Consider the following 18,845-nt stretch of genomic DNA (forward strand, 5'->3'; position numbering starts at 1 on the left):
ACCTCTTACATCAGGCTTAAGACTGATATACTCCTGCAAACTCTACGAAGTCATCGAAGTCTACGTCACCGTCGTCATCGAAGTCGAAGATTGCATTGTAGTTGCTGTCACCAATTACTGAGTTGTAGGATGCTGCAAATTCAACAAAGTCGTCGAAGTTGACAACCTTATCACCGTTGATATCACCCTTTATCTCCTCGACTGGTGGCTCTACAACTGCAGCGCCGCCGTTCATGTAGATACCAGTACCATCTGTTGGATCATGTGTGAACATCATCCTTGGATAGACTGGTGGAATCTCGACATTGTCACACAGTACAGTGTTTGGTGCTGTGAATGAACTGGTCAGCAGATAGTCACCATTTCCACCTGCATTTGGCACATCTGGATAGACAAACTCCTTGTAGAAGTCTGGCATTGTCCTGATGTGCAGCCACTTCCATGTCTCGAATGAGTCAGCTGGAACTGAGTCTGCTGTACCAACTATACCACAGCCTTCTCTGAGAATTTCCAGGAGGTTGGTATGGAACCTTGCCTCATAGTCCTTACCTGTGAAGTAGATCTCTGTTGCTGGCACGTCAAACATGCGTTCTGCAACTGTATCGTAAACACTGCTGATGTACATGTCATGATACCAGAGCAGATCATCTGTTGCGCTGTAATCGCGTGACTGTCCGTAGTAGCATGTTGTAATTGGATTCACCTTGAATGTAGGTACGTCGATGTCATCGATCATAATGTGGTCACCATTGAATGGTGGCAGCACAGGAATGATATCACCGTCATACACAGCCTTCTTGACAACTGAAAGGTCATTCAGGGAAACATCCTGGTGTTCTGGCAGTGGATTCCTTATAGTGATGTACTTGACATTGTTGTCCTCTGGGCCATAGATCATTGCAACATCGTATTCAGCACCGTCCACGAAGAAAGTCTCGCTTGTGTGGAGAAGACGTCCGACACGTAGCAGTACCTTATCGTTAATTGTACTGGTACCAAGTATCTGCATTGCCCATGGGTCATAGAAGTCAGGAGTATCCATTACTACGGTGTGACGTCCTGCACTCAGGACACCCTGCTCAACATTGATGACATGGAGGCCATTTATCTGTTCAGGGACTGTGTTACCGTTGTAGAATATCTTGACTGCAACTCTGTCAATCTCACCCTCACCATCATAGTAGATACCTTCAATCTCTACAATGTGGTCAAGGAACTGTATCTTGTCACCTACGTCGACTCCGAATATCTCAGAACCTAGTGCTACATCCTTCCTTCCATCATTGTTGAAGTCAGTTGCTGCGAGCAGATAGGTCATATCGTCGATACCGTCGTAGTTCATGTCAAAGCTGTCAAGACCGATCTGAGAGTCATCCATGTCAGATATAGGGAACCAGAAGTATGTCCAGAGTCCTGCATCCTGGTCCATGAAGTCACAGAAGCTGTTAGCATTGCCCTCGGAAGTAGCCATACCTGCTGTTGGCTGGTAGTGCTTGTCAATGAACATGTATGTGTACTCATTGATTACATCTTCCCAGACGTACTCATTGTGGTTTGGTATCCACTCATTGTATACTTCGTCAAGCCAGACCATACCGGTTGGTTCAGTGTACTCAGGGACGAACCACTGTCTGAAGAATACCTTCTCATGTGAGTCCTTGTTGTCCACAACAATTCCTGCCTTAATCTTAGCCGGATTGAGTGTTACAAAGTCCTTTTCAGGTGCTTCAGGGCTTAGTGGATCAAATGGTGCTTCAGGATCAACATATGGGAATGCAGCATCCCTATCTTCTTCACCATAGACTCTAAGTCCGTTTGTTTCGGTGTCAATTTCATTGACATAGATATCTTCAGCTCCTGTCTCCTGGTCATAGACGAACATAAGTCTCTGTGGCCAGTTGAAGTTGTCAATGTTGCAAATGTACTGATAAAAGTCAGGACACTTCTTTGAGTTCTCTGCTCTGAATGAGCTTGTGAACAGGAAGTCACCTGTACCATCATCTGCATCAGGCAGCTCTGGATAGACAAAGTCCTTGTAGAAATCTGGCATTGTCCTGATGTGTAGCCACTTCCATGCCTCGTCAATTTCGAGAGATGGACTTAGATCTGCACCTTCGTCAAGCATCTCAAGCAGATTGGTGTGGAACCGTGGTTCAGTTGTCTTGTCAATGAAGTAGATCAGCAATGGATCAACATCGTATATCTTACGCTCTTCTACTGTGTCGTAAGCACTGTATATGCAATCATCCTGATACCATTCTCCATCAGGAGCATTTGTATTGAGGCTTGAACCTACATACCCAGTGTAAGCACAGCAGTTTTCAGTATGCGGAATGTTGATATCATCTACCATTGTGTGCACCTTGTTGAATGGTGGCAGCAATGGAAGAGTTTCTTCATTGTCAACCATTTCTTTGACAATTGAGAGGTCATTAATTTCAACATCCTGATGTTCTGGAACTGGGTTCCTGATTGTGATGTACTTAACTGAATCATCTTCAGGACCATAGATCATTGCGACATCATATTCTGCACCGTCTACGAAGAAAGTCTCTCTGGTGTAGAGCTGGCGTCCTACGGTCAAAAGAACCTTATCAAGGCCTGCACCTGTGGCTTCTACCTTAACATACCATGGTTCATAGAACTGTGGTCTGTCCAGTGTAACAGTATGACGACCTGAACTCAGTGTTCCCTGCTCAACATTGAGGACATGGAGACCACCAATTTGTTCAGCTTCCTTGTTACCGTTGTAGAATACCTTGAATGCGACTCTGTCTATCTCACCCTCACCATCATAGTAGATACCTTCTACCTCTACAATGTGGTCAAGGAACTGTACGCTTTCGCCTACTCCTACAGCGAGCAGCTCAGAGCTGATCTTTATATCCTTGTAATCATCATGGTTGAAATCTCCTACTCTCTTAAGCAGGACCATGTCATCAACACCATCATAGTTGATGTCATAACCATCAAGACCTATTTGTTCATCGTCATTGTCTGCTACTGGGAACCAGAATGTTGTCCAGTAAGCATTTGTTATACCCTTTGCAGTTGCAGCCCTTGGCTGGTAGTGCTTGTCGACGAACATGTAAGTATAATCTGTGACTACATCCTCCCAGACATATTCGTTGTGATCTGGAATCCATTCACAATCCCAGTCACATGATGGTGGCTTTCTGAATGATTCAGCTGAATCCTCAGTTATAGTTTCTTCTGTTGTAATGTTATCAACTTTCACTATACACCTGAAATCATCAAGCCATACCATACCCGTTGGTTCTGTGTACTCAGGCACGAACCACTGTCTGGCAAAAACCTTCTGTTTGGAGTCGATATTGTTCACGACAATATCATCTTCCAGCAAGGCTGGGTTAAACGTTACAAAATCTTTTATAGGCGATTCTTCATTCATTGGATCAAATGGTGCTTCTGGATCAGTGTATGGGAATGCGGCACTGTATCCATTTTCACCGTAGATTCGCAATGAATTTGCATCATCTGCAGCACTAGCAGGTGTTACTATTGAAAAAATAGTAATCAAAGCAATAGCAACCACTAAATGCTTGTGCTGGAACTTCACTTTCATTGTTAATATCCTCCTTTCTTAAGCCATACCGACTCTTCGATACCACCAAACATAACTCCGTCTCCATTTGCTCAATGATATCTACGTGAAGTTGCCTTAGACAATCCTACCGACAACCCCTATTATTCATATGAAGTTAGATTTTATAAACCGATAAGAAATAAAAATTCAGAACTATGTTAACAAATTAAGATACGAAACATTGTTCCTTAACAAAAATATCTCAAGAAAGGGAATTAGAAACAATAAACATTCGAAAATAAAAAAATGAATAATCATCAAACATTGAAGTTACTATGCGCTGAAACAAAGATAGTATCATAGGCAAATGTCAGCCATAGGAGAAATGGAAAAGCTATCCTACCAATGGCATATGTATAAAGTAATTGATCCTGATAAGAGAAGAAAAGTAGCTGCAAATATATTATCAACAAATTAAAAGCAATTGTCAGTATCAGACCCATCAGCAAGATTTTGATTGTCTTCTTCCTTTCAAAAGCCGTAGCAAGCACGAGAGCTACAAAAGGAATAAAATTCAAAGGAAGGTAAAACAAAAAAAAATTCTTTAAATCAACAATAACGACGGAAGCTGCAAAGTATCTTCCGCCTATTGGAACCCACAAAATGAACAAAATAGTCAGATAAAGAAAAAACCTTTTCAAAAAAGGTAAGATTCGTATCGTGTCCATAAATCATTCCTCTTGTAATTATTATGGTTTACCTTTCTCAAAGACACCTTTTATACAACATATTATCGACAGGGATAAAAAACCCATAAAGAAACCAAAACCAGGGGTTGCCTGTGATTCATCCTCATTTCCAGGTACATCCTCCCCCTCCAATACATCATCCTGGGACGATGCCAGCTTTTCCTTCATTTCATCAGGATTGACAAGTTTGAAAACAACAGGAACTTCACTTAGTCCTATAGCCACGGCTTCTTTGTTCATTGTCTCATAGATATCATTTATGAGGGACTTAATATCAACATCTGCCTCCTCATTTATATTTACCTCTAAGTATCCGTCAGGTGATAGTCCTGTACTCAGAAGTATGCCACTTTGCAAATAATCATCCACCTCATCACTTGCATTAAGGGATATAACGTATGAATCCTGGAAGTACCATTGCCAGCATTCCTTTTCAGTTCTTATCTGAGGTATCTTTCCGGCTGTGGCCACTACCATAGGATCATACAACTGACTTTCATTGTTCATGAAATCTTCAAGTTCCATCTTGTTTATTACCTGTACCCTTTGAATTAGTTGCTGCAATCCGTCACTTACATCAGAAACTGTGCCGTCGCCAAATTCCACAGGCACATTATCTATATCCATAGCCTGTGCCTTACGATCAATTATTGCATATATTTCATCGATCTCGGACTGGTCTACCATGAGAGGTTCGTAGAATATGACGGTCAGGTAACCGGCGGAGTTAGTGCCGATGGATATTATCTTACCCTGTGGAAAGAGATGCTGGCCTTCGAATTCTGTCAAAATTTCATTCTCCAGTATGAGACTGTTCTGTGACCAGGCATCCCCATTTAGTGCTACCCCGTTCCTTTTTATAATTTTATGGTCATCCGGATGGAAACCGAAGCTGTATGCATACCCTAATTGTTCCTCGTATTGCTGTTGAGAGGTCACTTTTTCCACAGTAGATGTTGATGAGCTACTGCTCGATGTACTTTGTGTGGGACGGTCCAAGTCAATTATGTCCAGGGATGTTGAAGTATCATCCGCTATATCCCCAACTACCAGGGAACTTCCGGTTGCTTTCCCGACAAGGTATTCTTTACTCTGATCCAGAAGCTTCGCTTCCACGAAGCTAAGACCGTAAACACCCTCAGTAATATCCTTTGTCTCGAATTCGACAGATATCAATGTTCCGCTTCCGGGTGCTAAGTTAGTTTCGTAAGCAGCAAATCCATAATTTATCGTGCCATCCCCATCATCACCACTTTCGGGCTCCACAAGTAAATCAGAATCGAAGATACTTCCTTTCGTAATATCGATTACCTCGAATGCAGCAGAATCATAATGTAACTTTATGTGTGCTGCATGTAAAAGCTCAACACCGGATTCCACATTAATATCCACATTAAATGTTTCACCAGGAGATAAACCGGTGTGTGATTCAGGAGAGATGAAAACAGATGCCGTTGCCGATACACTCCCGATAGCTGCCATCAGGACCAATAGTGTAAGGATTGAATATCTGAGATAGTTGCTAATACTCCACATTACGTAACCCCCGTTACAGTTTTTTAGGCGCCAAGGCCTAGTTGTTCAGTAATTAATATTCTTTTTTACTTATGACAATATATAGGTTCCTATTTGCATATAAAAAAGAGGGAAATAAAATAATAAAAGAACCATATAAAAATTATGAGAAATAATGGCCTCTGAGGCCACCTATTCCTCATTTTTGTTTTTGGTGGTACGCTTGGGGGTACGTTGGTACTGGTTCTTAATGAGAATCTGCTCTTATGTGCATAAAAGCTTGGAGAAATAATGATTCTCAATTATACATTCATTCTTACAGGAAATAAATTATAAAGAAACTATATTGTGGATTATTATTAAGTATTAAATTATCTAAATTTCAATGAATTCAATCACAAATAAATGCTTTTTATCATGCTTTTTGAAATTGTCTACTTAATATTTTGATAAAATTTTAGTATCAATCGATTACTTTCAAACATATTTAGCACCAATAATATGTAAAAAATAACATTATAAATAATAGTTCCAAATTTAAGAAACTGATCATTAGAAAGGAAAAAATCAGAATATTGAGATAAATCATAGAAAGTATATTCGAATCAATGGAAGAAGTACATTCCATGAAGAATTGTTAAAGGCATATGACCTAAAAACAGAGGAAAATTAAAAACAGAGGAAAATAAGGAACAGATAAAATATAATAACACTGTCCGTTATCTCCTCGCCGATTTGCTTATTGTTTGGTGGTACTTGATATAGTGGTACTAAGAACAAATATCGCCTTAAAAGATAAGGGAGACAAAGTACTACCACTATATCTTATGTGGTCTTTAAAGAAAATAAACGTTAGAGAAACTCTTTTGCGAAAGATTGTTTAGTACTTATCATAAGTTAAAAATGAATTTTTTAATCATTGTTTCAGTTGTTTCTTGGCCATAAAGCTGGTAAACGTGGTGTATCCAAATATTATTATACCCAGCCAGATTATTGGTTCGCCTATATCATCACGTCCAAGAATTGATAGTCCAAGACCGACACTGAGAACCAGTACATTGATCTTAAGCAACTTTCGGTTACGGAGGATAATACCAATATACTTTTGCTTTTCATTCATTTTATACTTCTTTTCTTTATTCATAGAACCACTACACTTTAATTATCATATCCGCAGCCTTGCGAACTCTGTTAAAAACAGCCATTCCGATTCCATCTGGCTTAAAAGAACCATCAACTATTATTACATCTATGTTTCTTTCATCGAGATACCTGAATCCAAAAAACAGATGCTTTGCAGCCTGTTCCGGCTTGTCTTTCTCACCAATGGAATATGACAGATGCACAGGAAACTCACTTTTGGACTCTTCTGTAAGAAGCAAGCCTGTTTTTGCATTCCTCAGACTAAAATCATCAATGAGCTCTTTTATTCGAGAAACTACGTTATCATGTTCCCCTTCAACCAGGATAACACCTGACTTCGGAGAATAATGTGTATATTTCATCCCAGGAGAGCGAACAGTCTCACTTTCCGGATGCACTTTATCATCATAAGCAACCTGCACCTCCCCAATATATGTTTCAAGCTCTTCCTTGCTTATTTTTCCAGGTCTTAGTATCGCAGGGATCTCGGAGGTCATATCAATGACTGTTGATTCAACTCCAATGGAAACTCCTCCCCCATCTATAAGTGCATCTATCCTTCCAGACAGATCAGACAAAACATGTTCTGCTGTTGTGGGACTTGGCCTTCCCGAAAGGTTTGCACTTGGTGCAGCTATGGGTATTCCTGCATATTTAATTAGTTCAAGAGCAATCTTATTTTCAGGAATCCTGACAGCAACAGTTTCTAAACCTCCTGTTGTTACATCAGGAACTATTTCCTTTCTTTCCATTATAAGAGTCAAGGGACCTGGCCAGAATATCTCCATAAGAATCGATGCCTTATCAGGGATAGCTCTGACAAGTTTCAAACAACTTTCCTTTGAATCCACATGAACTATGAGAGGGTTGTCGGCAGGTCTGCCTTTTGCTTCAAATATTTGCATCACAGCTTGTTCGTTAAGCGCATCCGCTCCAAGCCCGTAGACTGTTTCAGTAGGAAAAGCAACAGTTCCACCTGCCCTTAATATACTGGCTGCCTCACGCACCTGGTCCTCGTAAGTTTTATCACTTATATGGAATACTCTTGTGTTCTTTTTCATAGTTCAGCGTTATATTAAAAAATTGACTTTGTTTTCAAAATGATTTTACCATAGACAATTAAATAGACTGCTGCCATATTGGACGATAATGCTCATAAGTTTTTTGTTGAACTATAACAAGAACCACTATAAATATAAGATGACAATTATGACATCAGATTGTGTATTTTATCCTATTGCGACATATACTTAGGCTGTGTCCTCATAAAACGGCAATACTTATATATGATTATTTCATTTACACACGCTGTGAGCGGGTCTGTTTTTTTAACCCCACTCCCACACTAACCCCCACTCCCCAGCCCGCTCACGCTTAATAACAGGGAGTAAAATTAGGTTTTGTGGAAAAATATATATGCATCGAGTATGGGCATATACACTAAATAACAACTCAAAAAAAAGATAAATTGCTCTGGCATTACACCAGAACTTGTTAACTGTATTCACTCATTCTCATCTATTGAGCATGCAGATGAACATGCTTTTCCATATTCATCAATTACAGACTCTTTACAGAGACCCACTCCATGACGATGCGCTGCACGACTTATCATATGAGCAGATATGGGTGAGGTTACAAGGATGAAAAGAGCTACTGTAATTGCCTTTACACCTATTGGAGAAAAACCTACCTTCAGCAGTATGCTAAGCATGACTCCAAAAGCACCGAGTGTTCCTATCTTCGTAGTTGCATGCAACCTGTTATACACATCAGGAAGCCTGGCAAGTCCAAGCATTGCCAGAAATACAAAGAAAAGTCCTATTATAAGAACAACATTGCTTAGCACTTCCAGAATCATTGAAATTGTGCTCAAAATACCACCCCTTCATCAAGGTACTTTGCAACTGTGACTGTGCCCACAAAAGATATGATGGCAAGCACAAGTGCCACATCCATAAAGAAAGCGGACCCTTTTACAAATGAGTAGATACCAAGCATCACCACAATTACTGTTGTCATTGCGTCAAGAGCCACTACCCTGTCAGGAATAGTCGGTCCTTTGATAACCCTGTATATGCAGGGTATTATGGTAATTACCATAAAAATCAGTGAATATTCAAGTAACATTGAATTCATTCGAATGCCTCCAATACGTATTTTTCCAGGTCATCCCGTATGGACTGTGCCACACCTTCAGGATCAGTTGCATCTATTGCATGAACATACAGAATGGATCTGTCATCAGACACATCAATTGTCAGTGTCCCTGGCGTAAGAGTAATGGTATTCGCAATAGCAGTTATCCCGACATCTGTCTTAGCATCAATTGGCACCGCAATAATTCCCGGTTTTATATTTATCTTTGGCTGAAGAACTATTTTTGCAACCATAATATTTGCCTTTAGTATCTCCTTAATAAGCACATACATATAGGTAGCCTGTGCAGGAATCTTCCTGATGGCCTTACCAAAGGAAAAATTCGTACCAAAATTGAACAGGGGTTTGAATGGCCTAATTATGAATGGTGCGATAATCACTCCCAGTACGAAGTTATTCACATCAATAGTACCATGGACAAAACACCATACAAGACCAAGTATGACTGAATAAGCGATGTATCTTTTCATCTTACCACCCTCGTCATTACAGCATCAATGTAGAGCTGCGGGTCAAGTATCTGATTTGCTGTTGCGCTTGCAAAGGCTATCAGCGGTTCTGCGTACAGTCCGAAAACAACAACTCCAAGTGCAAGAACGATTATCGGCAGAGCTATCAATGGGGATGTACCATGTGTGGAGTATTCCCCATGTTCATTAACATCCCTTTTTTCACCCCAGAACATAAGCAGCATTGCCCTGAACATGTAGAAAAGAGTGAATACTGCAAATATAAGTGCTATTGCAATCTCAAAGTAATATTTCTCACTGATTCCCGCATCGAATAATTGGAACTTGGCTATGAATCCACCCATTGGCGGCAATCCTGCAATGGACATTGCACCTATGAGGAACATCATTGACATAAGTGGAGCACTATCGACCATGCCTCCCATTTTTCTCATATCCCTTGTACCTGCGTGATGAATTATGCCTCCGGAAGTAAGGAAAAGCATTGACTTTGCAATTGCATGGTTCACGAGATACACAAGAGCTGCTGTGATTCCATAGACACTACCAAAGCCAATTCCAAGGAATACATAGCCAATCTGGCTGACACTGGAATATGCAAGCAGACGCTTAACGTCTGTCTGTGCAACAGCTGATATGGCACCGACCACAATGGTAGCAAGTGCAAGATAGATTATCACAGGTTTGAAAATGTAGAGAGTATCGATGAATATAAGGAAGAAGACTCTGAGCATTCCGTAGGCTCCGACCTTTATCAACACACCACTAAGCATTGCGCTTATGGGTGATGGTGCTGTGGGGTGAACGTCAGGAAGCCAGTAGTGAAGTGGAAATATTGCAGCTTTGTTACCGAATACCACCACAAACATCAATGCTATGGCAAAAACATGCCAAGGAAGTGTTCCGGCCGCGCTCATTGCACTGAGCTTCACAGAGATATCCGCCATGTTCAATGTACCTGTTGTTGCGTAAAGGGAAGCTACTGCTATGAGCATTACAATAGAACTGAGCATGTTAAGTACAAGATACTTGAAGGTTGCTTCCATTTTGTCTGAGCTTTTTGTAACTCCACCCTTCTCATTTGCTATCACAAGTCCGCATGAAGAAAGCAGGAGCACTTCAAAGAATACGAAGAGATTGAATATGTCCCCTGTAAGGAAAGAGCCATTTAGTCCTGCCACCAGTAGACTGAAAAGAGGATAATATGATTCGCTTAGTGACTTTTCCTCGATATAGTCAAGTGAGTATATCAATGCCAAGAATGATATGAAAGATGTCAGCACAACCATACCGGAACTGAGCAGGTCGGCTACCAGTATGATGCCGTATTTCCCCCATTCTCCTACTTCATATGCCTGTATCCCACCGGACCAGACCTGCAGGAGCAGGAGTATGCTCACTATGAACATTACAAATGAAACGGAAACACTCAGTACCTTCTGGATCCCTGGTTGTTTTCTCAAAAGGACCATGAGAGACGCCATCAATATTGGCGTGGCTATCAGTATTATAGGTAAGTGAGTATCCAGTGATATCATCCCCAGAGCCTCCTGAGTTCTTTGATATCAGTTGTCCCATATTCTTCGTAGATACGATATGCAAGTATCAATATGAATGCGGTCGTTGCCAGACTTATTACAATTGCCGTAAGTACCAGTGCCTGTACCAGAGGGTCTACGAAGTCCACATGATTTCCTGCGGCAAGCACAGGTGCAAGAACATTCTGGGACAATGAATCTGTGAATATAGTCCCTGTGGCCTCGGCAGCTCCGTGTCCACCATCATCTGTGATGATAGGAACCTTTGTTCCTGCGAACACTCCAGTTGAAACGATAAGGAGGTTGACGGCATGTGAAAGTACACCAAGTCCGATAATCACCCTGACTATGTCACGGCGCAGGATAAGGAATGTACCGATGCCGAACAGTATAGCTATCGTAAGAGAAAGCAGTGTATTGTTCATTTATCATCACCTACGTTTTTGAAAATGGAAAGCAGTCCGCCAATTACCACAAAATATACTCCGATATCGAACAATCCGGCAGATACCAGTTCCACCTCACCAAAAAATGGCAGGTGGATAAATTCCACAGCACTTCTGAAGAAGTTATGTGAGAATGCAATTGCCGCAAATGCTGTGACTGAAGCCAGCAGCAAGCCGAATCCAAACCAATTGCCCCAATCGGGATCGAAGAATGATTTGATGTAATCCAGACCGTATGCCACGTACGTCAGTGCAATCACTGACGCAAACATAACACCGCCTATAAATCCTCCTCCGGGATTATTGTGTCCCGCAAGTAAGAGAGATATTGAAAAGAGTATGACCAAAGGTAAACATATCTTTGTTACTGTTTTTGTTATTAAGGTTGTCACTGATCATCACCCCTGCTGTGTATCAGGTTATAGACACCAAATGCTGCAAGACAGAGAACGGATATTTCTCCAAGAGTATCATATCCTCTGAAATCTACTATAATCACATTAACTATATTGTGTCCGCCTGCAAGCGGAAGACTCTTCTCAATGAAATAGTGTGAAAGTGACTCAAATGGTGGAATTATTCCCTGAGTTGCATTTATCAACATAATGAATATCATTGATGCCACTGTCACGGATATGAGCAGATCCCGAACAAGCATCTTCCTGGGGATATGCTCCTTGAACTTTTGTGGGATCTTCGCGATTGCCAACAGGAAGATTATAGTTGAAAGTGTTTCAACCAATACCTGTGTCAGTGCAAGGTCCGGAGCCTGCAGGTATATAAATAGAAGAGCTACCAGATAACCTAATCCTGAAAGGGATATTATCGCAGGTAGATATCTTGGTAGTAATGCAGCTCCAAGTGCTACTATTATCATGAACAGGAAAATTATACTTTCATATAGAGGAATATCAAAATTGAGATTTCCTGGTATCAGGCTTGATGCCAGCAATATTGCAGGTATTGCAAACATTGCAATGGTCAATAACAACAGAGCAAGCACATATGTCTTAATAGGACCGGGCTGCATCCTGTTAGAGAACTTTGAAGTTACGTTCTTTGCATTATCCACAGCTGCATCATAATAGTAATTGACACTTATCCAGGGATACCTTGCATTGAACCTGTTCTGCCATTCTGCAATCTTTCCGTATTGCGTGTAGGTCAATATTCCAAGTGCGAAGGTGACGATCGTCATCATAAGGGATGTGGTGAATCCGTGCCACAGTTTTACATGCAAATGTGTTTCCTCAAGCAGTATTCCTGAAACTGTTGGATCTATGAAATTATGGACTGGTATTGAAGGTACAAGTCCAAATAGTATTATAAGCCCTGCAAGGAACATCGCAGGTGCAAGCATTATCATGGATGGATCGTGTATGTGCTCTGGCAAGCCTTTTGAAGGTCTTTTTCCAAGGAATATGCCGTCTATGAGTTTGATGGAATATGCAAATGTGAACACACCACCAAGCACTGCAAGTGCAGGAATGAGTATGTTATACGGTGAACCGAGAAGTGCCCCCATCTCAACAGATGATTCATAGAACATCTCCTTGCTGAGGAAACCATTCAAAGGCGGTATTCCTGCCATGGATAACGCCCCGATGGTAGCGACAATGAAAGTGATGGGCATTTCCTTGCGCAACCCCCCCATCTTCGTAATGTCCCTTGTGGCAGCTTCGTGAGCCACTATGCCCGCTACAAGGAAAAGACATGCCTTGAAAGTTGCGTGGTTGAGAAGATGGAAAGTTGCAGCAGCAACACCAATTCCAGGTTCGTGGTGTGTAGTGTAACCGTACATTGTCATGAGATAGGCAAGCTGACTTATTGTAGAATATGCAAGTATTCCCTTGATGTCTGTCTGCCTGAAAGCAAGGAAACCTGCCAGAAGCATTGTAAATATCCCAACACCGCTTACAAGAATGAACCAGGCTTCTGTTCCTGAAAATATTGGATGTATCCTTGCTACAAGATAAATACCAGCTTTCACCATTGTTGCCGAGTGCAGAAATGCACTGACCGGTGTTGGTGCTTCCATTGCGTTGGGGAGCCATATGTAAAAAGGACCTTGTGCTGATTTAGAAGCAGCACCAATCAATATGAGAATAAGTGCAACAATGAAAAGTTCATGGCCGTATATCATTTCCCTCATGGATTCGCTATGCAATATTGTGGGAATGTCGTATGTACCGGTAATAGCATGTAATACCAAAAATCCGGCAAGCATGAACAAACCGCCAGCTGCGGTAATGAGTAATGATTTTGTGGCTCCGTATACTGACATGGGCCTGTTTCGCCAGTATCCGATAAGCATGAAAGATGTGATACTTGTGAGTTCCCAGAAAATGAACAATTGGATCGTGTTAGCAGAAAAGACCATACCGAGCATTGAACCCATAAAGAAGAGGAGTTGCTGGTAATATCTTGGAAGATCCTCTTTCTTTGACATGTATCCATTGGAGTATGACATGATTATCACACCAATTCCGGATACAATGAAACCGAACATGACACTCAAGCCATCGGCATAGAAAGAGAGATTTATACCCATTGAAGGGAGCCATTCTATAGAGCTCTGAATAGTCTCCCCATGAATTATTTCCGGTGCAGCCTGAGCGATCAATAATAAACTCAGGAATGCAACAACGGAAGCGTACCACCCGATTTTATCCTTTAGAAGTTTTTCAATGGCAGGCAATATACCGGCCAAAATAAATGGCAAAAAAACCGCCAGAGTAATTGCTGTAAACGAATCCATGGAACTTAAGATTCAATTACCTATATTTAACGTTTATTAATGTGAATTATTATTTATGATGAATAGGTGCATATTAGTATCAAATGAATCATTATAAAAACATATTTTGAAGAAAAATACGAAATGTTTATATAAGATTATTCAGTAGCCACCGACTTAAAAATAGACAGGATAATGGCTCTGTAGAAAACCTACTTCACATTTTATTTTAGCATAATAATTTAAAAAGGATAAATCCCCTGATTATTACTTGCGATAGAAACACAAAAGGGGATGATTGTGTTTTGCCTAACAAGTACTTAAAGTTTGTTGATACAGCGCTAGCTGTATCAGGAAACTCACACCTTCAGATTTATAGTTGTAAATATTCTAAAAGAAAATATACCCAACACCAGCTATTGACATTGGTTTTGTTAAAAGAATATCTTGATGAAGATTATAGAGATATTGTTGAACTTGTAGAAGTGATGGATAAAGTTAAAGCAAGAATTGGATTAAAAGAAGTTCCACATTTTACTACACTGCATAAATTCATTACAAGAATTAAATCTATCTACTTCACTGGATTATTGCAGCAAACACTAAAACTATTCTATTCACGCGGAGAGCAGATAGAGATTACTGCTATTGATTCAAGTGGGTTTACTAGTGGCCACTGTAGTTACTATTATTCCTGGAGAACAGGAAAGAAACGAAGATCTTTCCTGAAAACAAGTATCTCTATTGATACTGCAAAGTTCATTGTTACTGGTTTCAAGATATCAGGTAAGCCTGTGCATGATGCAAAGCATGCAATGAAATTACTGAAGCAATGCCACAAAACTCGTAGATCAAAGTACTATGTAATGGACAAAGGTGTGTGACAAGAAGTTGCAACATGAATTGCCATGCGGCTGCTCCTTCCATTCGGAGTAATCCTACAGTGGAATGCGCTGATGGTAACATTGGGGTATTAAGCCCACTGGACAATGTGGAAAGTAAGGAAGTCCAATTCTTACCGACTGCTAGGATAAGGAAACTATGAAGAGTATAATGCGAACCATCGCAAGGATTGTAAACATTAATAAGCGAAACGGACTGTAACGCTTAAACCAAAAGGTATAGAATCAGACTACGATGGCTTCCTTTACATTGTGGTGAATGGACAAAAGGTTCTCGGTCTTAAGATGGCTTCTAAGGTTTCCACAATTTATTCACGTTGTAGAACTTGGTAAGTCCCACGTGCTCCTATTAACAGGTAGGAATTTCGTGAGAAATAACAATGGCACAGGGGATATAGGAAGCGGTAAAAAGCGAATGACATCCTGTAACTGGATGTATAGAGGTTCCAAATTTGCCTTGGTCCGAAAGGACGCAGACTTATCGCAGGTATTCTATTGTATGAACGGAGGCAAACTTATGAATGTAAGATATTCAACGACACTTTCAGGTGAGAAACTTACAGACATCAGACACTCTCTCCAATGGGATTTTATCGATTGGAAAAAAGTGGAGTGGAATGTTAATAAGCTGCAAACCAGAATTGCAAAAGCTGTTAGACAAAGAAAGTGGCACTTAATTAAACGACTACAATATCTTCTGACCAAATCTTTTCATGCCAGGTTACTGGCAGTGAAAAAGGTAACCCAGAATAGAGGTAAAAAGACAGCCGGAATCGACGGAGAAAAGTGGACAACACCTTTATCCAGGACAAAAGCTGCCTTAAGCCTGTCGTGTAAGAACTACAAAGCCAAACCAATGAGAAGAATCTACATCGAAAAGTATGGGAAGAAGGAGAAACGACCATTAAGTATCCCAACAATGCACGATAGAGCAATGCAGGCATTACATGCACTTGCGCTAGATCCGATTGCAGAAACAAATGCTGACAGAGCCTCTTTTGGCTTTCGCCAGAACAGAAGTGCTCATGATGCTTGTGAGCTCTTGTTTAGTTGTCTATGCAGGAAACAATCTGCTCACTGGGTGCTTGAGGGCGATATAAAAGGTTGTTTTGACAACATAAATCACGATTGGTTATTGACCAATATTCCCATGGATAAGTCAATACTCAAGCAATTTCTTAAAGCAGGGTTTATTTATCACCGACATCTGAATCCTACGAAAGTTGGTACTCCGCAAGGAGGCATCATATCTCCTATTTTAGCAAATATGACTCTAGATGGCATTGAAAATACAATAGCTGCTAAGTATCATACAACTAAAACAGGGATAGTCGCTAAAAGTAGACACAATCCCCACAAAGTCAATTTTGTGAGATATGCAGATGACTTTGTTGTCACTGCTGATTCAGAAGAAGTGGCTAAAGACATTGCAAAATTGATATCGGCATTCCTGAAAAAAAAAGGTCTAGAACTATCGACAGAAAAGACTCTTGTATCTCATATAGATGAAGGATTTGACTTTTTGGGTTGGAATTTCCGAAAATATAAAGAAAAACTCATTATTAAACCATCGAAGAAATCCATTGAGAAAATCACTACGAATATAAGTGATGTTATCAAGAATGGTAAGGCTTGGTCTCAGGAATCCCTTATCCGAAAACTCAAACCTATTATTTCCGGATGGACTGGGTATCACCAATCAGTTGTATCCAAAGATACATTCAGTAAACTTGATTACAAGTTATGGAATATGCTTTGGTCATGGGCTAAGAGGCGACATCCTCACAAGTCTCATCGATGGATTGCCAACAGATATTGGCATCATGTTGGTTCTAGGAAGTGGGTATTTTCTGTTAATGACTATAAGCTCAGACGTTTCTCAGACACGAAGATAATCAGACATCCATGTGTAAAACTTGATATGAATCATTATCTCGATAGAGAATACTTCAAATGGCGAAGAAGTTATCTAAAAACTCGGAAGAATGGGAACTACACAAACAAACCTAACTATTCTGGACTAACTGGAACATGGAAGAAAATAGTTAGTCAAATGTATTGAGTACCACAAAAAAAAAGTCAAAAGCTGCCTGATACAGAAAGGGTATAGAATGCTTGAGCGGTATGAAGGGAAACTTTCACGTACCGTTCTTAGAAGAGGGAGAGCGAGTAATCGCTCTTTCTTATTCGACTACGATGCAGAAGAAATACATTCCATAGCAAGAGAACAACTTCTATCGATAGCTATGATTCCTTTGCGAGAAAGGGAAAGAAAGATGATCAAAGGAAAGTACCGTAGAAAAATGGAACGAGAATTCGACAAAGAATTGTATCATAACAGAAATTTGGTCGAAACAATGTTCTCTGTTCTGAAAAGAAAATATGGGGAAGCTGTTAGGGCAAAAAAGTATTGGAATCAAGTGAAAGAAGTCAAATTCAAGATATTAGTCCATAACCTTGACAGGTATGTCAAGGTTATTTTTATTATTCAAATGAGGATTTCTACAGAGCCAGGATAATAGACATATATATTGTACATTATTAGTTCCTATCCATTTATTTTGGTGATATAATGAAAGAACAATCATCTACTCATGCCATACAATCAAGGAAATACATAACACGATACGCGCCAGTGTTCCTGATGCTATGCGTTTGCTGCGTTTTTTTACAGGCTCCTGTTCTGGCACATGCAGATATATTAGAAAATGCCAGCAATCATTCTGCAGTTTCAGGTATTTACGAACAGGCAGGAATCTCAGAATACAATCATCTTATTGAGTTATATTTTGAGGAGAATGACTATGTGCTTGCAACTGAATCCATTGTCTATTCCACAGATTCAGCAAATGGTAGTGAAGAATTTGTACTGTGGATAGCGGAAAATGCAGAAGTCATGCAATTTCAGGTAAGTGATATGGCAAGCGGTAGCACTGCAGCCTCTGTTAATTATTCAAAGGAAGGTGATTTCCTATATTTCCCATCATATTATGGAACTACAGAGTCCAGTGGAATGCCACTTCTTTACAGTATCAGATATGCCACGCATAGCCATGAAGAAGTCCCAACCTTCAGAAAAGTCATCCGTGAAGACGGGGTTTTTGATTATCCCATATCCAGACTCATAATCGTTGTCAACCATGAAGAAAGTGAGATTCCCGCAATCATTTCAGCAGACGGGCTTACAATTGTAGCTGATGAAACCATCAATGATAAGAGCTACACATCATACATCTGGTCATCCCCACAATTCAATGAATTCAGCATAAGCCTTGAAAAAAACAATGATGAACGTGCAACAATACCATACAATTCGATCATCATGTTGGGAATGCTGGGCATCATAATCGTAATCATAGCCGCTGCAATACTATATTACAGGAAAGGAAGTTCAGGAAATCTGAGCGAGTTTGAAGACCGTTACGAAGCGGAGCTTGCTGTACTTGCACAATTAAAGGAAGACAAAGAAAAGAAGAAATTAAGCAATGAAGAGTTTGGAAAACTTCACAAAAAGCACAGTGAGAATGCATTAAAGATCAAAAGAAAAATGGAGAAATTGAAAAAGACCTAATGCTTTGATTCCCCATATACTTCTTCTTTTGTAACTATTCAGCCTAGCTCACTTCCACCAAGCTGAT

At 40.3% G+C, this 18,845-nt stretch carries 14 protein-coding genes and 1 pseudogene; 4 read left to right on the plus strand and 11 right to left on the minus strand.

Annotation, left to right across the window (positions count from 1 at the left end):
- Positions 1-16: 16 nt before the first annotated feature.
- The 11 genes from WN948_RS02175 to mbhE all read right to left on the minus strand — a co-directional run bounded on the left by WN948_RS02175 (position 17) and on the right by mbhE (position 14,326).
- Complete coding sequence (locus WN948_RS02175) at positions 17-3,586, minus strand: hypothetical protein (RefSeq protein WP_342305361.1); 3,570 nt, start codon at positions 3,584-3,586, stop codon at positions 17-19.
- A gap of 710 nt (positions 3,587-4,296) precedes the next feature.
- Positions 4,297-5,832, minus strand: coding sequence for a cohesin domain-containing protein (locus WN948_RS02180; RefSeq protein ID WP_342305362.1), 1,536 nt, complete (start codon positions 5,830-5,832; stop codon positions 4,297-4,299).
- Between the two features lie 895 nt (positions 5,833-6,727).
- Positions 6,728-6,955, minus strand: a complete 228-nt coding sequence (locus WN948_RS02185; protein ID WP_342305363.1) for a hypothetical protein — start codon at positions 6,953-6,955, stop codon at positions 6,728-6,730.
- Positions 6,956-6,962: 7 nt separating this feature from the next.
- Positions 6,963-8,015, minus strand: coding sequence for an L-threonylcarbamoyladenylate synthase (locus WN948_RS02190; protein ID WP_342305364.1), 1,053 nt, complete (start codon positions 8,013-8,015; stop codon positions 6,963-6,965).
- 443 nt (positions 8,016-8,458) lie between these two features.
- The gene (gene mnhG, locus WN948_RS02195) at positions 8,459-8,830 is read right to left on the minus strand and encodes a monovalent cation/H(+) antiporter subunit G (RefSeq protein ID WP_342305365.1); all 372 of its coding nucleotides are present in this window, start codon (positions 8,828-8,830) and stop codon (positions 8,459-8,461) included.
- Entirely contained in the window at positions 8,827-9,093 is a 267-nt protein-coding gene (locus WN948_RS02200) for a cation:proton antiporter (RefSeq protein WP_342305366.1), read from the minus strand. The genes mnhG and WN948_RS02200 overlap by 4 nt, the downstream gene beginning before the upstream one ends.
- Positions 9,090-9,584, minus strand: coding sequence for a Na+/H+ antiporter subunit E (locus WN948_RS02205; protein ID WP_342305367.1), 495 nt, complete (start codon positions 9,582-9,584; stop codon positions 9,090-9,092). Before WN948_RS02205 ends, WN948_RS02200 begins: the two co-directional genes overlap by 4 nt.
- Positions 9,581-11,122 (minus strand): NADH-quinone oxidoreductase subunit M, encoded by a 1,542-nt coding sequence (locus WN948_RS02210; RefSeq protein WP_342305368.1) that lies wholly within the window; start codon positions 11,120-11,122, stop codon positions 9,581-9,583. Before WN948_RS02210 ends, WN948_RS02205 begins: the two co-directional genes overlap by 4 nt.
- On the minus strand, positions 11,119-11,547 hold the full coding sequence (locus WN948_RS02215) for an NADH-quinone oxidoreductase subunit K (RefSeq protein ID WP_342305369.1): 429 nt from the start codon (positions 11,545-11,547) through the stop codon (positions 11,119-11,121). The genes WN948_RS02210 and WN948_RS02215 overlap by 4 nt, the downstream gene beginning before the upstream one ends.
- Entirely contained in the window at positions 11,544-11,960 is a 417-nt protein-coding gene (locus WN948_RS02220; RefSeq protein WP_342305370.1) for a monovalent cation/H+ antiporter subunit B, read from the minus strand. Before WN948_RS02220 ends, WN948_RS02215 begins: the two co-directional genes overlap by 4 nt.
- Positions 11,957-14,326 (minus strand): hydrogen gas-evolving membrane-bound hydrogenase subunit E, encoded by a 2,370-nt coding sequence (gene mbhE / locus WN948_RS02225; protein WP_342305372.1) that lies wholly within the window; start codon positions 14,324-14,326, stop codon positions 11,957-11,959. The genes WN948_RS02220 and mbhE overlap by 4 nt, the downstream gene beginning before the upstream one ends.
- Positions 14,327-14,610: 284 nt before the next feature.
- Between mbhE and WN948_RS02230 the strand changes: the two are divergent.
- The 4 genes and pseudogenes from WN948_RS02230 to WN948_RS02245 all read left to right on the plus strand — a co-directional run.
- A pseudogene (locus WN948_RS02230) lies at positions 14,611-15,180 on the plus strand (transposase); the annotation flags it as partial.
- Positions 15,181-15,574: 394 nt separating this feature from the next.
- The gene (gene ltrA, locus WN948_RS02235) at positions 15,575-17,269 is read left to right on the plus strand and encodes a group II intron reverse transcriptase/maturase (RefSeq protein WP_342305373.1); all 1,695 of its coding nucleotides are present in this window, start codon (positions 15,575-15,577) and stop codon (positions 17,267-17,269) included.
- Positions 17,265-17,726: a transposase gene (locus WN948_RS02240; RefSeq protein WP_342306519.1), complete on the plus strand. Its 462-nt coding sequence runs from the start codon at positions 17,265-17,267 to the stop codon at positions 17,724-17,726. Before ltrA ends, WN948_RS02240 begins: the two co-directional genes overlap by 5 nt.
- A 53-nt stretch (positions 17,727-17,779) precedes the next feature.
- Positions 17,780-18,778 carry a hypothetical protein gene (locus tag WN948_RS02245; protein WP_342305374.1) on the plus strand — a complete coding sequence of 333 codons (999 nt, stop codon included), beginning with the start codon at positions 17,780-17,782 and terminating at the stop codon, positions 18,776-18,778.
- Positions 18,779-18,845 lie beyond the last annotated feature (67 nt).

Source organism: Methanolobus sp. ZRKC5 (assembly GCF_038446525.1).
Taxonomy (GTDB): domain Archaea; phylum Halobacteriota; class Methanosarcinia; order Methanosarcinales; family Methanosarcinaceae; genus Methanolobus.